This is a genomic window from Bacillus sp. FSL L8-0358, assembly GCF_038593095.1.
Lineage (GTDB): Bacteria > Bacillota > Bacilli > Bacillales > Bacillaceae > Bacillus > Bacillus subtilis.
Genome location: NZ_CP151962.1, coordinates 2977986 through 2998450, shown reverse-complemented (window position 1 = coordinate 2998450; position 20465 = coordinate 2977986). Strand labels below are relative to the sequence as shown.

Here is a 20465-nt window from a genome sequence, read left to right as displayed (position 1 = left end):
TGGTTTACCCAATTCGTACGGAATATTCAGAAAAATGATTTAATGATATTTTTTTCTAGGGGAGAAGAAAGCATGCAAAAACAAAAACAAGAGCTGCACCGCGGACTCGAAGAAAGGCATATTTCTTTAATGTCTTTAGGAGCTGCTATAGGAGTAGGGTTGTTCCTCGGCTCCGCATCAGCTATTCAATTAGCAGGGCCTGGTATTTTGGTAGCGTATGCCGCAAGCGGCCTGGTCATGTTTTTTATTATGAGAGCGCTTGGGGAAATGGCCATTCAAAAACCGGTCGCAGGCTCCTTCAGCAGGTATGCGCGTGATTATTTGGGACCGCTTGCAGGCTATTTAACAGGGTGGAACTACTGGTTTTTATGGGTTGTCACCTGTATGGCTGAAATTACTGCTGTCGGCATCTATATGGGGTTCTGGTTTCCGGACGTGCCAAACTGGATTTGGGCATTATCGGCGCTGGTCATTATGACGGGTGTTAATTTCCTGGCTGTCAAAGCTTACGGCGAGCTGGAATTTTGGTTCGCATTGATTAAAATTGTTGCGATCTTATCCATGATTGTTGTCGGTTTATTGATGATTATTGCAGGAGTCGGCAATGGAGGCATTGCAACCGGAATCAGCAATTTGTGGAACAACGGAGGATTTTTCCCTCATGGATTAAAAGGGGTTCTATTGTCTCTTCAAATGGTCATGTTCGCCTATTTAGGGATTGAAATGATCGGGGTGACGGCTGGCGAAGTGAAAAACCCGCAAAAATCGTTAGCCAAAGCAATCGATACAGTATTTTGGAGGATTTTGATTTTTTATGTAGGCGCTTTATTTGTCATTATGTCTATTTATCCGTGGCAGGAAATTGGCTCTCAAGGAAGTCCATTTGTTCTCACATTTCAAAAAGTGGGCATTCCATCGGCCGCAGGCATCATTAACTTTGTCGTGTTGACTGCCGCGCTGTCTTCATGCAACAGCGGTATTTTCAGCACAGGACGGATGCTGTTTAACTTGGCGGAACAGAAAGAGGCGCCACAAGCATATGGTCAGCTGACGAAAGGCGGCATCCCGGGTAAAGCTGTTCTGGCTTCAGCGGGGGCTTTATTAGTTGGAGTGCTGTTAAACTATGTTGTCCCTGCGAAGGTATTTACTTGGGTTACAAGTATTGCGACGTTCGGAGCGATTTGGACGTGGGCAATCATTTTGCTTTCTCAAATAAAATACAGGAAAAGTTTGAAGCCGGAAGAAAAGAAACAATTAAAGTACAAAATGCCTTTATTTCCGTTTACGTCTTATGTGTCATTGGCATTTCTAGCATTCGTCGTCATTCTTATGGCTTACAGCCCTGATACAAGAGTAGCCGTGATTATCGGGCCGATATGGTTTCTCATCTTGCTGGCTGTGTACTATGGAAAAGGGTTTCATAAAAAAAATGCAGCTTCTGCCAGCGAACGAAATATCAGCTGACAAAAAGAGCTCCCAGTGGGCTCTTTTTGTGTGTGCTCATAGAAAATAGAGAACAGGAAAGAATAAGTATGTGTGTTTGCAGAGGCTGTTTATAGTTTTGTGATAAGATAAAAGTCATACGTTTCATGCTATATGTGAACGTTTTATGGAAAAATCGAAACCCGAACTGTTATGACGTCCGGGTTAACGATGGTTATTGCTTTCAAATATAATTTGAAAAATGGTAAAGTAAGACGAAGCAGGTCTTATGTTTGTTGAAGAAATTTATAATATTGGCCCTTTTCTACATATTCTGACCGTATTCTTTGCATATCTTTTCGGTCTTCTTCCGTCAAAGGGCGGATGACTTTTGCAGGGCGGCCAAAGGCGAGATGGCCAGGCGGAATGATTTTTCCGGGCGGGACAAGACTGCCGGCACCAATAAAAGCGCCTTCGCCAATTTCGGCTCCGTCTAAAATGATTGAGCCCATGCCGATTAAGGCGTTCTTGCGGATAACAGCGCTATGAAGTGTAACCTGATGGCCTATCGTGGCGTCATCTTCAATGAGTAGCGTCTTGTTCGGGCTTTGATGGAGGCAGCTTAAATCTTGGATATTGACTCTGTTTCCGATTCTGGTCGGCGCAACATCTCCCCTTATGACAACAGAAAACCAAATGCTGGACTGTTCTCCGATAACGACATCGCCGGTAATTGTTGCATTATCAGCTATAAAGGCTGTTGGGTGGATATCTGGCTTGTGTTCCTTATAAGGGTAGATCATAAGTTTCATCCTTCTTTCTCTATTTAAATTTCGTATGAGGTGAAGAGCATGTGGACCTGGAAAGCAGACAGACCTGTTGCAGTGATTGTCATCATTCACGGGGCAAGTGAATATCACGGACGATATAAATGGCTGATTGAAATGTGGCGGTCTTCGGGTTATCACGTAGTCATGGGCGATTTGCCTGGACAGGGAACAACGACAAGAGCGAGAGGGCATATTCGCTCGTTTCAAGAATACATTGATGAAGTAGATGCTTGGATAGATAAAGCGCGAACCTTTGATCTGCCGGTTTTTCTTCTAGGTCACAGCATGGGCGGTCTGGTCGCGATTGAATGGGTTAAACAGCAAAGAAATCCCCGGATTACGGGAATTATTTTATCATCACCGTGTCTCGGACTGCAAATTAAAGTCAATAAAGCGCTTGATCTTGCATCAAAAGGCCTGAATGTCATCGCTCCGTCACTTAAGGTTGATTCGGGATTATCAATTGATATGGCGACGCGCAATGAGGACGTCATCGAGGCTGACCAAAATGATTCGTTATACGTCAGGAAAGTTTCTGTCAGATGGTACAGAGAGCTTTTAAAGACAATTGAATCGGCAATGGTGCCGACAGAGGCATTTTTGAAAGTTCCGCTTTTTGTGATGCAAGCCGGTGATGACAAGCTTGTTGACAAAACGATGGTCATCAAGTGGTTTAATGGTGTTGCTTCTCATAATAAAGCATACAGAGAGTGGGAAGGGCTTTACCATGAGATCTTCAATGAACCCGAGAGAGAAGATGTCTTTAAAGCAGCAAGAGCGTTTACTGATCAATATATTTGAACTAGTAGGGGGTGCATGTGTTGACAGTACCGGAACATCCTTTTGGATTGATGGCAAAGGTATATCGAGATATTTTTCCGCTCGTTCATCAAGAGCTGGACATATGGAAACAAAAATCAGAATCGATTCATAACAGTGAATTGAAAGCACAGGCAACCGCAAGTATTCGGGACAAAACGTTTCACTGTGAAGGCGGCGGCATACTGGCCTTATTGTCAGGCAGCCAAAAGCAGAAATGTGTCGAGTTTATCATCGCGTATCAAACGATTAGTGATTATTTGGACAATCTGTGTGACCGCAGCACCTCGCTGGACCCGCAGGATTTTCGGATGCTCCATGCCTCAATGCAGGACGCACTGACAGTGGGGGCGGAACTGCAAAATTATTATCAATTCAGGGAAGAACAGGATGACAGCGGATATCTGCACGAACTGGTCAAAACGTGCCAGCGTGTCCTTGGTTCCATTGAGCACTATGACATGATTAAACCTTATCTGCTTGAACTGTGCGGCTATTATTGCGATTTGCAGGTGCATAAGCACGTTATTGAGCATGAGCGTGTTCCGCGGCTTGAAAAGTGGTTTACTCAATATGAATCAGAGCTGCCTGAGATGGAATGGTATGAATTTTCAGCCTGTGCAGGCTCAACGTTAGGCATTTTCTGTCTGGTTGCGTATTCGTTCCAGCCTGATTTCACAGAAAGCACCGCTAAAAAAATCCGCGACAGTTATTTTCCTTACATACAGGGTCTTCATATTCTTCTTGATTATTTGATTGATCAAGAGGAGGACTTGCTGGAAGGAGACTTGAATTTCTGCTCGTATTATCAGTCTCATGAAGAGATGATGAATCGGCTTGAACACTTTATCCATAAAGCCGACGAGCATTTACAAGGCATTCCGCATGAAAACTTCCATCGTTTAATCAATCGCGGCTTGCTTGGTGTTTATTTGTCAGATGATAAAGTGGCAGGCCAAAAGGAAATGGGCCGGCTCGCAAAGAAGCTGATCAAAGCCAGCGGAAAAACCTCCCTTTTCTTTTATATCAACGGCAGAGCCTACCGGAAATTTCAAAAAATGTCCTGGATGAAAAACTCAAAGAAAAAAGCTCAAATCATTTGCTGATCTGAGCTTTTTTTTCGATGGCGACAATAAATGGCGGGTCATTTTGCTGATTGATAAATCCGTATGTTAATACACGGGCTGTTTGCTGGTCCAAGTCCCGGCAAAACTCGAGCACGTCGTTTTTTTCAGCTTTGCCTTCCGGGTGGCCATGATAGACGACGAGAACAATCAGACCTTCATCTTTCATGATGCTGAGAAGCTGTTCAATTGCTTTGATCGTGGAACTTCCGTTTGTCGTAATTGATTTGTCCCCGCCCGGCAAATAGCCGAGGTTAAATACCGCGGCCGCCACTTTGCCATGTGTTTCAGGCGGGAGGGATTCAGCGATTTTATCATGGCTTTTGTGAAATAACGTTGTTCGCGCTTGATACATGTCACCGAGCCGTTCCTTTGTATTGGCCACGGCTGATTCTTGGATGTCGAATGCGTACACATGACCGTTTTCACCAACAAGCTCCGCTAAAAACTGTGTATCATGTCCGTTGCCCATTGTCGCGTCTACGACAATATCTCCTTCTCCCGCGGCCATTTTCAGCAGTTCTTTGCTGTAAGGAAGAATTTTCTTCAAAATCATAGCGCTGATTCCTCCTCAAGCTGCTGAAAGAACTTTCCTTGATAGCTGCCTCGATTTTCTAGCTCTTTATTAATGGCGCCAAGCACTTCCCATTTGTTGACGCTCCACATTGGCCCGATCATCAACTCAATCGGTCCGTCGCCTGTAATGCGGTGGACGATCATTTCAGGCGGAATGATCTCAAGCTGATCGCAGACGAGCTGCACATAATCATCTTGAGAAAGAAATTCCAGCTTTCCCTTTTCATATTGCTTGACCATCGGCGTGCCTTTCAGTAGGTGAAGCAGATGGATTTTAATGCCCTGGACGTCCAAATCTGCGACGGCCTTTGCCGTTTCCATCATCATGTCCCGGTCTTCCAAAGGCAGCCCGTTGATAATATGCGAGCAGACACGTATGCCGTGTTTTCTTAATTTATTAACGCCTTCCACATAGCAGTTAAAATCATGTGCGCGGTTGATCAGAAGTGCAGTCCGTTCATGAACTGTTTGAAGCCCAAGCTCCACCCACAAATACGTACGTTCATTCAGCTCTGCCAAGTAATCAACGACATCATCAGGCAGACAGTCCGGGCGTGTGGCGATCGAAATGCCGACCACATCATCTAAGGCGAGGACGGATTCAAATTTCTCACGAAGCACCTCAACCGGGGCGTGAGTGTTTGTGAAAGCCTGAAAATAAGCGATGTACTTGCCGTCCTTCCATTTTTCGTGCATGCGGTTTTTGATGTCATGGAATTGCGTAATTAAATCATCGGCCCGGTTCCCGGCAAAATCGCCGGAGCCTGCTGCGCTGCAAAACGTACAGCCTCCGTGGGCTACGGTGCCGTCCCGATTCGGACAGTCAAAACCGCCGTCAAGCGCTACTTTAAACACCTTATGGCCGAAATGTTCTCTGAGATGATAATTCAATGTATGATAGCGTTTTTCCGTATTTGAATAAGGAAAAGGATTGTTCTGCATCACAATTCATGTGCCTCCTTGCGTACGATTGCATCCTAAAATTGTAGCACGCATTTCACAAGAGAACAAATGAATATCGACCATAAATTACTTTATTGAATAAAGTCAGATGAGGCTACAATATGAATGATGGATGATTTCCATTACCAAGAGGAGGGGTTACTGTGGCAACAAGACAATCAGTAGATGAACATCTCCAGCAATGTATGCAGGCCTATGATTATGCTGAAGAACAGCTGAAAATCGCTTCTAAACAAGAGCATTATAACGATCAAGAATATAGTGATGCACAAATGCAGCTAGAAGATGCGGTAAATGCCTTGAATAAACTATGGCTGTCGTCAAATGATCAGCAGAGAGAACAGCTGTACAGAATGAGACTTCAGCTTCAATCTTTGCAAAATAATATGATCCTGCAGCACCCTCTTGATGTGTAGGAAAACGGACCCTTTTAAAAGGGTCCGTTTTTTTGTAAAAAAAGGATTGACTTTGTGAGTCAAAGTATTTATTGTATTAAGTGTACTAATTGAAGTAATACACTATAGACACTAATATAAAATCATTTATATATTGACATTAAGGGAGGCAGTTATGAAACATAAAAAACGAAACAAACGTAACGTGCCAATGCTGATTGCGGCATCTGTGATCGCTTGTTCTTTTTTTCTTGTTCTTGTGATGATCGGTTTTGAATGGCAAAAAAGTCTAATTGATCATTTTTATCTATAAAAGGTTCAGATCGTATAGAAAGTAGGGAAGTAAATGATTCAAATCGATCCAAGAAGCTCAACACCCATTTACGAACAAATTATTCAGCAAATGAAAGAGCTTTGTTTGAAAGGGATCATGAAGCCTGGTGATAAGCTTCCTTCTGTCAGAGAATTGGCAACGATCATTATTGCGAATCCGAACACTGTCAGCAAAGCGTATAAAGAGCTTGAGCGAGAAGGGATTATTGAGACGCTGCGGGGCAGAGGGACCTATATATCGGAGAATGCAAAAACGACACTGGTTGAAGGGAAGATGACGATGATTAAAGAGCAACTCAAACAGCTCATCATCGATGCACACTATGCAGGGGTTGAGCTGGAAAAACTGCACGAATGGATAAAGGAAATCAGCGCTGATGTGAAGGGAGGCAAAAAAAATGATTGAACTACGGCAGCTGTCAAAAGCGATTGACGGCAATCAAGTATTAAAAGATGTTTCATTAACAATCGAAAAAGGAGAAATCTTTGGATTGCTTGGACGCAATGGATCAGGGAAAACAACGATGCTTCGCTTAATCCAGCAAATCATTTTCGCTGACAGCGGAACGATTTTATTTGACGGCGTAGAAATCAAAAAGCACCCGAAGGTCAAACAAAATATCATCTACATGCCTGTTCAAAATCCTTTTTACGACAAGTATACATACAAGCAGCTTGTCGATATCCTGAGAAGAATATATCCGAAATTTGATGTCACGTACGCGAATGAACTGATGAACAGATACGAAATTCCAGAAACGAAAAAATACCGTGAGCTGTCGACAGGCTTGAAAAAACAGCTGTCGCTCGTTCTGTCGTTTGCGGCGAGACCGGCGCTGATCCTCCTGGATGAACCGACGGACGGTATTGATGCGGTAACTAGACATGATGTGCTGCAGCTGATGGTCGATGAAGTGGCAGAGCGTGATACGAGCATCCTGATTACGTCCCACCGGCTTGAAGACATAGAGCGGATGTGCAACCGAATTGGTTTTCTTGAAGATAACAGCCTGACCAACGTCATGGATCTTGATGAGTTAAAAGAAGAATACATTAAAATTCAAATGGCTTTCGATACAGATGTCAATTTGGCCATCAGAGAGCAAAACATTCCGATGCTCGATCAGGCCGGTGTGTTTTACACGGTGCTAATTCCGAAAAGCGAAGAGGAGAAAAAGAGCTTTTTGAGAGAGCTGAAGCCAAAAGTATGGAATGAGCTTCCTGTCAACTTGGAAGAAGTGTTCATTGCGAAGTTTGGAGGGAAGCGGAGATGGTAGACCGAGGTCTCCTCTATCGAGAGTGGAAGCAGAATCAAGTGGTGATTTTGCTGAGTATTGTGTTTTTAGTATTGGCAAATCCGCTTTCTATCGTTAATACGTATTTGTCTTATCAAGGGTGTCTTGATCGCCAAGACCCGCAATATTGTGATTTTATTGTGAATTATTCCATAAGCAATCTGATAGATATCAACTGGGTGCCGGGTGTCATTTTGGCGGTCTGCTTCCTCGGAATGGAGCGTTCGAAAGGCACGATGGATTTTATATTAAGCCTTCCATATAACAGAAGCCAAATTTTTCAGACAAAATTTTGGTTAGGCGGTTTTGTGATTGTGCTGTCACAATTGATTGGCTTTTTACTTGCATGGCTGCTAATTCTTGTCTATAACCCTGAACACGTCTACTTTTTTGAGCACAGCAGCATTGGAGTAATCGTGATAAGTTTTATGGCTTTTTCACTGGTGATGGCCGCCGGAGCGTTAACTGGAAATGCTTTTGCCCAACTGTTAACCGCGTTTTCTGCAGCTATATTGCCGTATTTAATTATTGCATTGCCGGTTGGAAACCTAGAAGTTGTTTTTGGTGTGAATATATGGGAAATATTCCCTTCCCCTGAGAGTTATTTCTCTCTGGCAAGCAATTTATCGAACCTAGTACCGATTAGTTACGTTGTAAATGAATGGCTGATTAACAGTAAATATCTTTTATTGATTCCAGCCGTAATGAGCATGCTATTTTACTTGATTGGCTTTATAAGCTTCAAAAAGCTTCCAAGTGAACGGAACGGACACTTTTTCTTATGGAACAAATTAGATCGTCCGGTGCAAATTCTGGTTATGGCTTTCGGCATCCTTGGATTTGGTTTATTTGGATACTATACCGGACATTCCATTATTGGTTATATTTTGGGTATGATCATTGGGGCAGTGGCTGGATTCTTTGTGAGCTACTTCTCTATTTATAAGAAAACAAAAGTGTAAGAAATGCCTTAGGTTTGGAGGGAAGTGAGTTGCCGGATTCCGGACTGCTTTACAAAGAGTGGCGGCAGAATAAAGTCGCCTTAGTTATCACTATTTTGGTTTTTATATTGGGTAATCCATTATCAATTTTAAATATGTATCTCATCTATCAAGGCTGTGTCACTGGAAAAGAAAATTGGGTCGGCCCCTGCGTATTCAGCGTTGATTATTTAAACAGCTCATTTATCTCGGTATTTTGGGTTTTGGGAGTCGTTTTGGCGGTCAGCCTGCTAGGGATTGAACGAAGCAAGGGCTTTTTTGATTTTACATTAAGCCTTCCGTATACAAGAGGGCAGATATTTCATGCGAAGTTTCTTACTGGCGGAATGGTGATTGTGATACCGCAACTTATAGGTTATGTTTTATCTGTTTTGCTGATCATACTTTTGAAGCCTGATCAGGCCGTTTATTTTCACAATTACAGCTTGGGAATGATTATTGTTAGCATGCTGGCTTATTCTTTGGTTATGGCCGGAGGAGCTTTGACAGGCAATAGTTTCGCACAGCTTTTGGTCTCATTTACCGTAGCCATTTCGCCATTTTTGCTCATCAGCCTGCCTGCGATCAACCTTGAGATCCTTTTTGGCGGATCAATAGATTTTATCCATGGTCCAGTACCCAAATGGGTGCAGTATTTCATTCCGATAATTTATATAGACTCGAAATGGGCTGAGAATTCACCATATTATTTAGTGATTCCGGCTATCATGACTATCATCTTCTACATCATCGGCTATATTAGTTTTGTCAAACTGTCTAATGAAAGAAACGGGTACTTCTTCTTATGGAAGCCGCTTGACCGTCCGGTGCAGATTATCGTTATTATCATAGGAATCATGGGTTTTGGGTACTTTGGATTTTCCGCCAGCGAAAGCTTTGCAGGCTATCTCATTGGCATGGCTGCCGGCGCGGTAATCGGTTTCTTGATTAGTTATTTTGCGATTTATAAAAAAACGAAACTTTTGTAAGGGAGAGAGAACTTATGATAGATGTTCAGCATATCGACCATTCTTTCAAGATCGGAAAAAAGGGCCGTGAGAATGAAGTTCCAGTATTGAAGGATGTTTCATTACGTGTGGCGAAAGGGGAAATCGCCTGCATTGTCGGGCGAAGCGGATCAGGTAAATCAACGCTTTTGAATTTAATTTCCGGCTACATATCGCCGACAAAAGGGCGGATTGTCATTAATGGCACTGATGTTACGGGGTTTAATGAAAAGGAATGGGCGCAATTTCGGCTTGACCATTTCGGGTTTATTTTCCAAAGCTTTCAGCTCATCCCGGGTTTAACGACGTATGAGAATGTGGAAATGCCGTTGGCGTTAAAAGGAATCAAGCCTTCTGAGCGGAAGCAAAAGGTGCAGGACATGCTGAAACGTGTCGGTCTGGAAAATCACGCCGCTCATTATCCGAATGAACTGTCAGGCGGCCAGCAGCAGCGTGTCAGTATTGCTCGAGCGTTGATTTTAAATCCTTCGATTATCTTAGCGGATGAGCCGACGGGAAGCCTTGATTCAGAAACGGAACATGAAGTGCTGGAATTGATCCAGCAGCTGAATCGTGAGCGTGGCATTACATTTGTGATCATTACTCACGATGATGAAGTCGCTTCTATCGGACATTCAAAATTTCAGCTTCATGATGGTGTGCTAAAAGGAGGAATTACCGTTGAGGTTTAAGGATCAGGTTCATTTTATCAGAAGAAATATGAAGAAAAACAGACTTCGCGTCTTTATGACGATTCTTGCAACAACGATGGCGTGTGCGTTTTTGGTTGTGCTGTCGTCCGTTGGATTTGGGATTCAAAAGACAATTACAGATATGACAATGAGCCAGCAGGTTGTAACGAAAGTCAGTGTAATGGGCAAGGAAGGAGACAAGCCTATTAAAAAAGCTGATTTAGAGAAGTATGATCACGTAAGGTCAGTTGTAGAAAGAACGCAAGTGTATGAACCAAACAAAGCTACTTTAGGCAATCGTACAAATGAAAGCTCAAATCTCATTTTTACTAATATGAATGATGAATTAAAGGCCAATATGGAATTGGAAAAGGGAAGAGTCGCAAAGTCGGAAAATGAAATCGTAGTAGGATACGACTTTGCAAAGAGATTATTAACGAAAAAAGAATCGGAAGAATATAACAAAAAAATCGAGGAAGCAAAAGGAAATCCAGAAGATATAAAAGAACCAAAGGGCTATACGAAAGATATTCTGAACAAAACAATTGAACTAAGTGTATCGAAGACAGATCCTAAAACAGGGGATGTTACAAAAACAAAAACATATGACTTTAAAATTGTCGGTATTACAAAAAAACCATCTCAAGACTGGATGGAGGACTCAAACATTTTTATCAGTGATCAATTCAAAAAAGATTTTTCGGAATTCTTAGATTTCAAAGGCGGAAATGTTGAAACGAACATTGGCGTTTTTGCTGATAAGTTTGAGAATGTGGAACAGCTGACAAATGATCTAACCGATGACGGGTACTATGTCACATCAGTGACTACCGAACTTGAGGGAGCCAATACCTTCTTCATGGTCTTCAAAATCGGACTGATCTTTGTCGGATGTATCGCAGTTATCATTTCAGCGATCGGCATTTTTAACACGATGACGATGGCGGTGACAGAGAGAACGCAAGAGATCGGCATTATGAAAGCGATTGGGGCGAGCCCGTCAATCATTCGCCGAATGTTCTTGATGGAAAGCGCGTATATCGGAATTTTAGGCTGTGTGATTGGGATTATCATTTCTTACGGCGTGAGCTACCTTGTCAACCTGGCCGTTCCGATGATTCTTGCGGCCACAAGCGGAAGCGATGCGGGCGACTTGAATTACACATTCTCCTACATCCCGGCGAGTCTTGTGATCATTGCCGTTGTGATTTGCGGAGGGGTCGCAGTCATTTCCGGAATGAACCCGGCGAGAAAAGCAACAAAAACCAACGTGCTGACAGCGTTGAGAAGAGAACTATAATGCGAACGAGCCGGCTGAGACAGCCGGCTTTTTCTATAGCGCATGCTGGCGTTTTGCTATACACTTGATAAAAAAGGAAAAAGTGCGGTGAGTCGATTGTTTAAACTTTTGCTGATTGAAGATGATGAATCGCTGTTTCATGAAATCAAGGATCGTTTAACGGGATGGTCCTATGATGTATACGGCATTCAGGATTTCAGTCAGGTGCTGCAGGAATTTGCGGCGGTTAATCCTGATTGTGTCATTATTGATGTACAGCTGCCTAAATTTGACGGCTTTCATTGGTGCCGGCTGATCCGCTCCCGGTCAAATGTTCCGATTCTCTTTTTATCCTCCCGGGATCATCCTGCTGATATGGTGATGTCCATGCAGCTCGGGGCAGATGACTTTATTCAAAAGCCATTTCATTTTGATGTGCTGATCGCGAAAATCCAAGCGATGTTCCGGCGTGTGCACCATTATAATACGGAGCCGAATACGATTAAAACGTGGTGCGGCGCTGCTGTAGACGCGGAGCAGAACCTCGTCAGCAATGACAAAGGATCTGTTGAACTGACCAAAAATGAAATGTTCATTCTAAAACAATTAATAGAGCAAAAAAACAAGATCGTCAGCCGGGAAGAGCTGATCAGAAGCTTGTGGAACGATGAGCGTTTTGTTAGTGATAATACGCTGACCGTCAATGTCAATCGCCTGCGAAAAAAACTGGACGTCCTGCAGCTTGGTGCATATATCGAGACAAAGGTGGGCCAGGGCTACATCGCGAAGGAAGAGGACAAGTTCTATGATTAAAGCATTCCTTATCGAAAGGCGGAGCTGGATTGCCGCGTTTTTGTTTCAGCAGGCTTTGATGCTGTTCATTGCTTTTGTCGATCCTTCCATATCGTTCGGGAATGTACTTTATATGGTGTATTTGTGCATCTTGTTTTTTATCATATTCCTTTGGTTCCGCTATCGGAAAGAAACAGCGTTTTATAAAAGCTTGAAAACATGGGAGAACAATCTCGATGTGACAGCCATAAATGAACCGGAAACGCCGTTTGAAGCAATGGTTGAAAGAAGCATTGCCGGGCAAACAGAACACTTGAAGCAGACCGCAGCACGGCATCGCTTAGCATTGGAAAATGAAAAAGATGAGCTGATGGCATGGATCCATGAGGTCAAAACCCCATTAACAGCGATGCATTTAATCATTGATAGAATGGAAGAAAAAGCACTGAAATCCCAGCTGTCATATGAATGGCTGCGTATTCACCTGCTTCTTGATCAGCAGCTTCATCAAAAACGCATTTCATTTATTGAAAACGATCTGTCAGTAGAATTCATTCAGCTTCAGCCTTTGATCTTTAAAGAAATCAAAGATTTACAATCGTGGTGTATCCAAAAAGGGATCGGTTTTGACATACAGCTCGATGCCAAAGAAGTGCTGAGCGATGCAAAATGGCTGGCGTTTATCATCAGGCAGCTGCTGACAAACGCGGTGAAATACAGCGAAGCCTCTGAAATCGAGATCAAAAGCTTTCAAAAAGGGGAACAGACGCAGCTCCAAGTGAAAGATTGTGGCAGGGGCATTGATCCAAAAGATGTACCGCGTATTTTTGATAAAGGGTTTACATCCACAACGGATCACCATGATCAAGCGTCAACTGGCATGGGGCTGTACTTGGCAAAAAAAGCAGCGGCGCCGTTATTGATCCTTATTGATGTTGAGTCGGAGTTTGGTGCGGGGACAGTTTTTACATTAACCTTTCCAATACGGAATCAATTTGAACATGTCATAAGCGTGTGACGAAAATGTCACATGCTTTTCTTTTTTGTTCGCCGTATCGAAGGAAAAGCCCGGCATTCCTTTTTATAATGAGATTATCCAATATAAAGGAGACTGCATAAATGGTGATTTTAGAAGCGAATAAAATTCGAAAAAGTTATGGAAACAAGCTGAATAAACAGGAAGTGCTGAAGGGCATCGATATTCACATTGAAAAGGGCGAATTCGTCAGTATTATGGGTGCTTCCGGGTCGGGAAAAACCACTTTGCTCAACGTTCTTTCCTCAATCGATCAGGTCAGTCACGGAACCATTCATATTAATGGAAATGACATGACGGCTATGAAGGAAAAGCAGCTGGCTGAATTTAGAAAACAGCATTTAGGCTTTATCTTTCAGGATTACAATTTGTTAGACACATTGACAGTGAAAGAGAATATCCTTCTGCCTTTATCGATCACGAAACTATCAAAAAAGGAAGCCAATCGCAAGTTTGAGGAAGTTGCAAAGGAACTGGGAATATATGAATTGCGGGATAAGTACCCGAATGAAATTTCCGGCGGCCAGAAGCAGAGAACATCCGCCGGAAGAGCGTTTATTCATGACCCGAGCATTATTTTCGCTGATGAACCGACCGGCGCGCTTGATTCGAAATCGGCCTCTGATCTATTAAATAAGCTGAGCCAGCTCAATCAAAAACGAAACGCCACGATTATTATGGTTACCCATGATCCCGTCGCTGCCAGCTACTGCGGCAGAGTCATTTTTATTAAGGACGGGCAAATGTATACACAGCTGAATAAAGGGGGCCAGGACAGGCAGACGTTTTTCCAGGATATTATGAAAACGCAAGGCGTGTTAGGCGGGGTGCAGCATGAACATTAATCAGCTCATCCTGCGAAATTTGAAAAAGAATCTTCGGAATTACTATCTGTATGTGTTTGCGCTCATCTTTAGCGTGGCGCTTTATTTCGCCTTTGTCACGCTGCAGTATGATCCAGCAATTAACGAAGTGAAGGCTTCGATCAAGGGAGCAGCGGCTATTAAAACCGCTTCGATTTTGCTTGTGGCTGTGGTGGCGATCTTCATTTTATATGCCAATACGATTTTTATTAAGAGACGGAGTAAAGAAATCGGGCTGTTTCAATTAATTGGAATGACGAAGCATAAAATTTTTCGCATCTTAAGTGCAGAAAATGTCATGCTGTATTTCGGTTCATTAGCGATCGGGGTAGCGGCCGGGTTTTCGATATCGAAGCTGGTCTTGATGATTCTGTTCAAAATTGTCGATGTCAAAGCGGATGCGAAACTGCATTTTTCTGAGCAGGCCTTGGTCCAAACGGTCATTGTGTTCTGCGGCATTTACCTTTTGATCATGATCATGAATTATACGTTTATCAAAAAACAGAGTATTTTATCTTTGTTTAAAGTAACGTCCTCCACTGAAGACAAAGTGAAGAAAATATCATTTTTCCAAATGCTGATCGGCGCTTTAGGCATCGTGTTGATTTTGACAGGATACTATGTGTCTTCTGAGCTGTTTGGCGGAAAATTTAAGACCATTAATGAACTGTTTGTTGCGATGAGCTTCATTCTGGGGAGCGTCATTATCGGGACGTTTTTGTTTTATAAAGGATCAGTTACGTTTATCTCGAATATCATTCGAAAAAGCAAGGGCGGCTACTTAAATATTTCTGAGGTCCTGTCACTGTCATCGATCATGTTCAGAATGAAATCGAATGCGCTGCTGCTGACGATTATTACAACCGTTTCAGCGCTCGCCATCGGGCTGTTATCTCTTGCTTACATCTCGTATTACTCATCGGAAAAGACCGCTGAACAAAATGTAGCGGCTGATTTTTCATTCATGAATGAGAAAGATGCCAAGTTATTTGAAAACAGATTGAGGGAAAGCAACATCTCGTTTGTAAAAAAGGCAACACCTGTCCTGCAAGCAAATGTTGACATTGCAAATATTATGGATGGAACTCCGAAAGAGATGCAGGGCGACCCCAGCAATATGCAGCTTGCTGTTGTTAGCGACAAAGATGTAAAAGGAGTCGATGTGGCGGCTGGAGAAGCCGTTTTCTCAGGATACACCGACTTGCTGCAAAAAATAATGGTTTTCAAGGACTCTGGTGTTATTAAAGTAAAAAGCAAACATGAGACGCAGCCATTAAAATATAAAGGATTAAGAGAAGAGTTTCTTGTATCCTACACGTTTACAAGCGGGGGCATGCCCGCTGTCATTGTGGATGACAGCCTGTTTAAACAGCTGAACAAGGATAAGGACCCCCGCATTCAGCTGGCGCAATCTACATTTATCGGCGTCAATGTGAAACATGACGATCAAATGGAAAAAGCAAATGAGCTTTTTCAACAGGTGAACAAGAAAAACGAGCATTTATCAAGACTGGATACAAGCGCTGCGCAAAAATCACTGTTTGGTATTGTGATGTTCATCGTCGGCTTCTTAGGGTTAACGTTCCTGATTACATCAGGTTGTATCCTTTATTTTAAACAAATGGGTGAAAGTGAAGATGAAAAACCGAGCTATACGATTTTAAGAAAACTCGGTTTTACGCAGGGCGACCTGATAAAGGGGATACGCATCAAACAAATGTACAACTTCGGCATTCCGCTTGTTGTCGGCCTCTTCCACAGTTACTTTGCCGTCCAATCCGGCTGGTTCTTATTCGGATCAGAGGTATGGGCGCCTATGATTATGGTGATGGTGTTATATACTGCGCTCTACTCCATTTTTGGTTTTCTGTCAGTTCTTTATTATAAGAAGGTCATTAAATCGTCGTTGTGAAACAGAAAAAGCTCCAGACATTCTGGAGCTTTTTGTTTATCGTTTAGGCGCCCGATAACCGGCGGCTTCAGCTTCTTCAACTGAGCAAAACATTTCAGCCGGATCGGTTGTCCTGTCATAGTATGTACTGCCTGGCGTGTGGTAGATGCCGTTTTTGCTTCCTTTGATATTACAGCCTTCTGCTTTGTCAGCTGTTTTGGTTTCATCACTTTTACTCGTATTGTTTGAAGAACTTCCAGTGTCTTCATGAGAACTGGCGGTTTGGCTTTCCGTCTCTTTTAATTGATTTTCAAGTTTTGTTTTATCTTGTCGGAGTGTTTCGTTTTCAGCCTTTGCCGTTTTTGCATCTTCTTTGAGCTGCTTTTGATTTTCTTGAAGCTCTTTAATTTCAGCTTTTAATGATTTCTGAGTCTTTTTTAGATCGCTATTTTCGTTTTTAAGCTTCTCAAGCTTGTCGTGATCTTCTTTGTTGTCTTTTAATTTCTTTGCTTCAGAGCTGACAGATTTATATTCTTTCTCAAGTTCTTCGTGCTCTTTTGTGAGGTTTTTATATTCGGCGTTTAGCGCTGAATATTTTTTCTCGGCATTTGCTGCGGCAGTGTCAGGTTCTGCCAATGCTGCCCCGGTAAAGAGCAGCACAAGGCCTCCAATGAAAAGCGGCCAAAAAAGTCTCTTGGAGAAACGTTTTTCCTTTTTCAGTACATATCTGACAAGGTGATATAATCCATAGCCCAGTGAAATGAGACATGCCAGAAAACCTAAGAATGCTAATACCATTTCCATAATATGACCCCTTTTTCTATTTATTTTACATTTTTCAAACAATATTTGTTAGATTTTTTCACGCTCATCAGTTGAAAAATGTGAGAGAGACAGATAGAATGAATGTGCTATGATAACTGGATTCGTACGGAGCCGTTTTAGGTTTCGTTTTTTTCATGAGCTTTTTTAGGTAAGAAAGGGGGATGAGTATGCCGCGTGCTCTTAAAATTTTAGTCATTGGAATGTTTATCAATGTGACGGGTGCTTCTTTTTTATGGCCGCTGAATACGATTTATATCCATAATCATTTAGGAAAGTCGTTAACAGTAGCCGGACTTGTCCTGATGCTGAATTCCGGCGCCAGTGTGGCTGGTAATTTATGCGGAGGTTTTTTGTTTGATAAAATCGGTGGTTTTAAATCGATTATGCTTGGGATAGCCATTACGTTAGCAAGCCTGATGGGTCTTGTCTTTTTTCATGATTGGCCAGCCTATATTGTGCTGCTGACGATTGTGGGCTTTGGCTCCGGTGTTGTTTTTCCGGCCAGCTACGCAATGGCGGGATCGGTATGGCCTGAAGGGGGAAGGAAGGCATTTAATGCGATATATGTCGCGCAAAACGCGGGTGTGGCCGTCGGTTCAGCACTTGGCGGTGTCGTGGCGTCTTTCTCGTTTTCATATGTATTTTTGGCGAATGCCGCGCTGTATCTGGTCTTTTTCTTTATTGTATATTTCGGATTTCGAAATATTCAGACGGGAGATGCGTCCCAAACGTCTGTGCTTGATTACGATGCTGTGAACAGCAAAGCAAAATTTGCCGCACTGATCATTTTAAGCGGAGGCTATGTACTCGGATGGCTGGCTTATTCTCAATGGTCAACCACAATTGCTTCGTACACACAAAGCATTGGAATATCTCTTTCCTTATACAGCGTGCTATGGACAGTTAACGGAATTCTCATTGTGCTCGGCCAGCCGCTCGTCAGTTTTGTGGTGAAAAAATGGGCCGAGTCGCTAAAAGCGCAAATGGTCATCGGCTTTATCATTTTTATTGTGTCTTTCAGCATGCTGCTGACTGCAAAGCAATTTCCGATGTTTCTCGCTGCGATGGTGATCCTGACGATCGGAGAAATGCTTGTTTGGCCTGCTGTGCCGACAATTGCCAATCAGCTTGCCCCTAAAGGGAAAGAAGGCTTTTATCAAGGCTTTGTCAACAGTGCGGCGACAGGCGGCAGAATGATTGGTCCCCTGTTCGGAGGAGTGCTTGTCGATCATTACGGCATTAAGGCCCTTGTTTTATCTCTGTTGGTATTGCTGCTGATCAGTATTGCCACAACGCTTCTATATGACAAACGGCTAAAATCAGCTAAAGAAACAAATAAGCAGGCATCAATTTCTTCATAATAAAAGATCCCGCCGAATGAGCGGGATCTTTCAGCGTGTCGACAAACCCTCGCATTCGTTGTCAGGCCTGCGCTTCGGTGCTCACGAATTAGAACATTCGCTCCGCTCCTATGCTCGTCCTTCCTAGACTTCAAGGGTTTTCAATCACGCTGAAAAGATGACAAAATCCTAAAATGAAAACCATTTTAGGATTTTGTCAACAATCTGAAAGATCCCGCCGGATGAGCGGGATCTTTTTACATAATCGGAAGCACTTTAACGGCATCCTTTACATTTGAATATGTTTTCAGCGACGAAAAATTGGCATCCAGTTTATTCATTTTCATGGCCAATTCAGGCTTAATGCCAGTAATGATTAATTCGGTTCCGGTCAATTTCAGCAAATGGCTCAGCTTGAAAATTTGGTCGGCCGTTTGTTCGTTCACTTGGGCCAATCCGGATAAATCAATGATCAAATAATCATCTTTGGATGTTGATAAGATATTCGTCAATGTGCAAACAATGGAATTAAATCGCTCCTCTGTCAGGTTTCCGACTAGCGGAAGAGCTGAAATGCCATTGCGAATCGGGACAATAGGAGTTGAAAGTGCAGTAATTTCCGTGAGGGAATCCTCGAGAAGCTTTTCATACTCTTTTTGCTTGGTGATGTCTTTCTGAATTCCGACAAAATACGTTTTATCCTCTATAACCATTGGATCAATATTTAATTCATTCCAGAACATCGTTCCGTCTTTTTTGTAGTTTTGAATCTGAACGGTGACCGGTTCTTTATTTTGTAAAGCGGTTCTGATGTTCTCCACTTCTGCAGGATCTGTGTGTTTCCCCTGTAAGAAGCGGCAGTTCTTTCCTAAAATTTCCTCGGTCTCGTAGCCGGTCATTTGAACAAAGCCTTGATTTACGTAGACAATAGGATTATCTTCAAGTGCGGGATCTGTAATTACCACACCGACTCGCACGTGATCAAGCGCTTTTTTGATGACTTCCAGCTGTCCTGGTATCCCAAATGATTGAAAACTAGCCATATAAATCCCCCTTAGGCCGTCAGCTTGCTATGCGAAAGCCTGATATTCCCCTTTTTAAAAATGAATTCTACAGTAACCGTAGCACAACACATGTTCTGATTCAAGCAAGTGCAGTTTGTTGTTTGTCATTAGGGCTTGTCCTCGTATACACTAAAAATAAGAACAGAATTTGAACATATGAACGGAAAGGTTTTCTACATGCTAAATAGGTGACTAGGTAAATGTCACTGGGTGAAAAATGAATCCAATGCATCAAGCTTACCGATCATGTGTTCACATATAATGGAAGAAACAAGCTTTTTACAGATTTGCCGGTATGTAGATATCGAAAATCATCGGAATCGTTTAAGGGGGCTGGATGGCCTGAAGTCGCTTTACGAAATAAGGGCTTTAGGAAGGTGATGATGAAGATGCTGCATCAGGTACTTATTGCTTGTGTAATTGGAGGAATCATGGGGATTCTCGGTCATGTGAAAAAGAGAGGCAGACTGGAGAAGCCCAGAATGACGAAGCGGTTTATCTACCTTGGATTTTTGGAAGATTGGTTTATCGGAATGACAGCTTCCATTTTACTTGTATTATCCGCTGACCCCGATTCAGGAATTCAACTTGTCATCTTATCCATTATCTCAGGCTACGGCGGTGAAGCTGTTCTCAGAAGTTTTGACTTTGTGAGAGAACTGAACAGCGGCGGCGAGCCGGCCGAGTCCAAACGTCAAACTAAAACTCCACCCGAATAATTGTCCTCAATCTTCGCCCGTTCAGGGTACATTCCCATTGTATACAAACCTGCTTGCACTTATGAACAGAATTCTATAAAATACAGTTAGATTACGGTTGCGATAAGAACAATGAAGAGGAGCAGTAAGAAACAGATATTGTTGCAGAGAGTTGACGGCTGGTGAAAGTCAATCAAGTTTGTTTCCGAACTCACCTCAGAGTTGCAGCGGTGAAAAGCCG

At 42.8% G+C, this 20465-nt stretch carries 22 protein-coding genes and 1 other annotated feature (1 of these 23 only partly in view); of the genes, 17 read left to right on the top strand and 5 right to left on the bottom strand.

Annotated elements, in window-relative coordinates; all coding sequences use genetic code 11:
• Window positions 1–72: 72 nt before the first annotated feature.
• Window positions 73–1464, top strand: a complete 1392-nt coding sequence (alaP, locus tag NYE49_RS15435) for an alanine permease AlaP (protein ID WP_047183068.1) — start codon at window positions 73–75, stop codon at window positions 1462–1464.
• 245 nt (window positions 1465–1709) lie between these two features.
• Here the strand turns inward: alaP and NYE49_RS15430 are convergent, their stop codons facing one another.
• Window positions 1710–2225 (bottom strand): gamma carbonic anhydrase family protein, encoded by a 516-nt coding sequence (locus NYE49_RS15430; RefSeq protein ID WP_004399093.1) that lies wholly within the window; start codon window positions 2223–2225, stop codon window positions 1710–1712.
• Between the two features lie 48 nt (window positions 2226–2273).
• On the opposite strand from NYE49_RS15430, the gene ytpA reads away from it, so the two are divergent.
• Window positions 2274–3053 (top strand): phospholipase YtpA, encoded by a 780-nt coding sequence (gene ytpA, locus NYE49_RS15425; protein WP_342410397.1) that lies wholly within the window; start codon window positions 2274–2276, stop codon window positions 3051–3053.
• Between the two features lie 20 nt (window positions 3054–3073).
• On the top strand, window positions 3074–4177 hold the full coding sequence (gene tbcS / locus NYE49_RS15420) for a tetraprenyl-beta-curcumene synthase (RefSeq protein WP_033882168.1): 1104 nt from the start codon (window positions 3074–3076) through the stop codon (window positions 4175–4177).
• Here tbcS and NYE49_RS15415 read toward each other — a convergent pair.
• Window positions 4167–4751 (bottom strand): class I SAM-dependent methyltransferase, encoded by a 585-nt coding sequence (locus tag NYE49_RS15415; protein ID WP_004398483.1) that lies wholly within the window; start codon window positions 4749–4751, stop codon window positions 4167–4169. The two genes, tbcS and NYE49_RS15415, sit on opposite strands and share 11 nt — an antisense overlap.
• Entirely contained in the window at window positions 4748–5716 is a 969-nt protein-coding gene (locus NYE49_RS15410; protein WP_015483590.1) for a TIGR01212 family radical SAM protein, read from the bottom strand. Before NYE49_RS15410 ends, NYE49_RS15415 begins: the two co-directional genes overlap by 4 nt.
• A gap of 161 nt (window positions 5717–5877) precedes the next feature.
• Here NYE49_RS15410 and NYE49_RS15405 point away from each other — a divergent pair, with 161 nt between their 5' ends.
• The 12 genes from NYE49_RS15405 to bceB all read left to right on the top strand — a co-directional run bounded on the left by NYE49_RS15405 (window position 5878) and on the right by bceB (window position 16318).
• Window positions 5878–6150 carry a YtzC family protein gene (locus NYE49_RS15405; RefSeq protein ID WP_003229117.1) on the top strand — a complete coding sequence of 91 codons (273 nt, stop codon included), beginning with the start codon at window positions 5878–5880 and terminating at the stop codon, window positions 6148–6150.
• Between the two features lie 154 nt (window positions 6151–6304).
• Entirely contained in the window at window positions 6305–6442 is a 138-nt protein-coding gene (locus NYE49_RS15400) for a hypothetical protein (protein WP_047183067.1), read from the top strand.
• A gap of 33 nt (window positions 6443–6475) precedes the next feature.
• On the top strand, window positions 6476–6868 hold the full coding sequence (gene ytrA / locus NYE49_RS15395) for a GntR family transcriptional regulator YtrA (RefSeq protein ID WP_003229121.1): 393 nt from the start codon (window positions 6476–6478) through the stop codon (window positions 6866–6868).
• Complete coding sequence (gene ytrB, locus NYE49_RS15390; protein ID WP_047183066.1) at window positions 6861–7739, top strand: ABC transporter ATP-binding protein YtrB; 879 nt, start codon at window positions 6861–6863, stop codon at window positions 7737–7739. Before ytrA ends, ytrB begins: the two co-directional genes overlap by 8 nt.
• Window positions 7733–8719, top strand: coding sequence for an ABC transporter permease YtrC (gene ytrC, locus NYE49_RS15385; protein ID WP_047183065.1), 987 nt, complete (start codon window positions 7733–7735; stop codon window positions 8717–8719). The genes ytrB and ytrC overlap by 7 nt, the downstream gene beginning before the upstream one ends.
• A gap of 29 nt (window positions 8720–8748) precedes the next feature.
• Window positions 8749–9726, top strand: a complete 978-nt coding sequence (gene ytrD, locus NYE49_RS15380) for an ABC transporter permease YtrD (protein WP_047183064.1) — start codon at window positions 8749–8751, stop codon at window positions 9724–9726.
• A 14-nt stretch (window positions 9727–9740) separates the two neighbouring features.
• On the top strand, window positions 9741–10436 hold the full coding sequence (ytrE, locus tag NYE49_RS15375; RefSeq protein WP_047183063.1) for an ABC transporter ATP-binding protein YtrE: 696 nt from the start codon (window positions 9741–9743) through the stop codon (window positions 10434–10436).
• Complete coding sequence (ytrF, locus tag NYE49_RS15370; protein ID WP_047183062.1) at window positions 10426–11736, top strand: ABC transporter permease YtrF; 1311 nt, start codon at window positions 10426–10428, stop codon at window positions 11734–11736. The genes ytrE and ytrF overlap by 11 nt, the downstream gene beginning before the upstream one ends.
• Before the next feature lie 96 nt (window positions 11737–11832).
• The gene (gene bceR / locus NYE49_RS15365) at window positions 11833–12528 is read left to right on the top strand and encodes a two-component response regulator BceR (RefSeq protein ID WP_015483587.1); all 696 of its coding nucleotides are present in this window, start codon (window positions 11833–11835) and stop codon (window positions 12526–12528) included.
• Window positions 12521–13525 (top strand): two-component sensor histidine kinase BceS, encoded by a 1005-nt coding sequence (gene bceS, locus NYE49_RS15360; protein ID WP_015384427.1) that lies wholly within the window; start codon window positions 12521–12523, stop codon window positions 13523–13525. The genes bceR and bceS overlap by 8 nt, the downstream gene beginning before the upstream one ends.
• Window positions 13526–13626: 101 nt before the next feature.
• A complete protein-coding gene (gene bceA / locus NYE49_RS15355) occupies window positions 13627–14388 on the top strand; it encodes a bacitracin ABC transporter ATP-binding protein BceA (RefSeq protein WP_003229137.1) in 762 nt (253 codons plus the stop codon).
• Window positions 14378–16318 (top strand): bacitracin ABC transporter permease BceB, encoded by a 1941-nt coding sequence (gene bceB, locus NYE49_RS15350; protein ID WP_047183061.1) that lies wholly within the window; start codon window positions 14378–14380, stop codon window positions 16316–16318. Before bceA ends, bceB begins: the two co-directional genes overlap by 11 nt.
• 36 nt (window positions 16319–16354) lie before the next feature.
• Here bceB and NYE49_RS15345 read toward each other — a convergent pair whose 3' ends face one another.
• The gene (locus NYE49_RS15345) at window positions 16355–17101 is read right to left on the bottom strand and encodes an LMBR1 domain-containing protein (protein WP_047183060.1); all 747 of its coding nucleotides are present in this window, start codon (window positions 17099–17101) and stop codon (window positions 16355–16357) included.
• 188 nt (window positions 17102–17289) lie between these two features.
• On the opposite strand from NYE49_RS15345, the gene NYE49_RS15340 reads away from it, so the two are divergent.
• On the top strand, window positions 17290–18483 hold the full coding sequence (locus tag NYE49_RS15340) for an MFS transporter (RefSeq protein WP_042977570.1): 1194 nt from the start codon (window positions 17290–17292) through the stop codon (window positions 18481–18483).
• Window positions 18484–18719: 236 nt separating this feature from the next.
• On the opposite strand, the gene NYE49_RS15335 is transcribed toward NYE49_RS15340, so the two are convergent.
• Window positions 18720–19505 carry a blue-light photoreceptor gene (locus NYE49_RS15335; protein ID WP_047183059.1) on the bottom strand — a complete coding sequence of 262 codons (786 nt, stop codon included), beginning with the start codon at window positions 19503–19505 and terminating at the stop codon, window positions 18720–18722.
• Between the two features lie 404 nt (window positions 19506–19909).
• Between NYE49_RS15335 and NYE49_RS15330 the strand changes: the two genes are divergently transcribed.
• Complete coding sequence (locus tag NYE49_RS15330) at window positions 19910–20245, top strand: DUF4257 domain-containing protein (protein WP_003246114.1); 336 nt, start codon at window positions 19910–19912, stop codon at window positions 20243–20245.
• Window positions 20246–20347: 102 nt separating this feature from the next.
• Window positions 20348–20465: a binding site (T-box leader), on the top strand (it continues 97 nt past the right edge of the window).

What these genes read in the sequence shown, in the direction of transcription:
- ytrB (WP_047183066.1), top strand. Translation starts at nt 6,861, where the DNA reads ATGATTGAACTACGGCAGCTGTCAAAAGCGATTGACGGCAATCAAGTA.
- bceA (WP_003229137.1), top strand. Translation starts at nt 13,627, where the DNA reads ATGGTGATTTTAGAAGCGAATAAAATTCGAAAAAGTTATGGAAACAAG.
- NYE49_RS15345 (WP_047183060.1), bottom strand. Translation starts at nt 17,101, where the DNA reads ATGGAAATGGTATTAGCATTCTTAGGTTTTCTGGCATGTCTCATTTCA.
- NYE49_RS15430 (WP_004399093.1), bottom strand. Translation starts at nt 2,225, where the DNA reads ATGATCTACCCTTATAAGGAACACAAGCCAGATATCCACCCAACAGCC.
- NYE49_RS15335 (WP_047183059.1), bottom strand. Translation starts at nt 19,505, where the DNA reads ATGGCTAGTTTTCAATCATTTGGGATACCAGGACAGCTGGAAGTCATC.
- ytrC (WP_047183065.1), top strand. Translation starts at nt 7,733, where the DNA reads ATGGTAGACCGAGGTCTCCTCTATCGAGAGTGGAAGCAGAATCAAGTG.
- NYE49_RS15415 (WP_004398483.1), bottom strand. Translation starts at nt 4,751, where the DNA reads ATGATTTTGAAGAAAATTCTTCCTTACAGCAAAGAACTGCTGAAAATG.
- ytrA (WP_003229121.1), top strand. Translation starts at nt 6,476, where the DNA reads ATGATTCAAATCGATCCAAGAAGCTCAACACCCATTTACGAACAAATT.
- NYE49_RS15330 (WP_003246114.1), top strand. Translation starts at nt 19,910, where the DNA reads ATGAAGATGCTGCATCAGGTACTTATTGCTTGTGTAATTGGAGGAATC.
- NYE49_RS15400 (WP_047183067.1), top strand. Translation starts at nt 6,305, where the DNA reads ATGAAACATAAAAAACGAAACAAACGTAACGTGCCAATGCTGATTGCG.
- ytrE (WP_047183063.1), top strand. Translation starts at nt 9,741, where the DNA reads ATGATAGATGTTCAGCATATCGACCATTCTTTCAAGATCGGAAAAAAG.
- ytpA (WP_342410397.1), top strand. Translation starts at nt 2,274, where the DNA reads ATGTGGACCTGGAAAGCAGACAGACCTGTTGCAGTGATTGTCATCATT.
- bceB (WP_047183061.1), top strand. Translation starts at nt 14,378, where the DNA reads ATGAACATTAATCAGCTCATCCTGCGAAATTTGAAAAAGAATCTTCGG.
- bceS (WP_015384427.1), top strand. Translation starts at nt 12,521, where the DNA reads ATGATTAAAGCATTCCTTATCGAAAGGCGGAGCTGGATTGCCGCGTTT.
- NYE49_RS15340 (WP_042977570.1), top strand. Translation starts at nt 17,290, where the DNA reads ATGCCGCGTGCTCTTAAAATTTTAGTCATTGGAATGTTTATCAATGTG.
- alaP (WP_047183068.1), top strand. Translation starts at nt 73, where the DNA reads ATGCAAAAACAAAAACAAGAGCTGCACCGCGGACTCGAAGAAAGGCAT.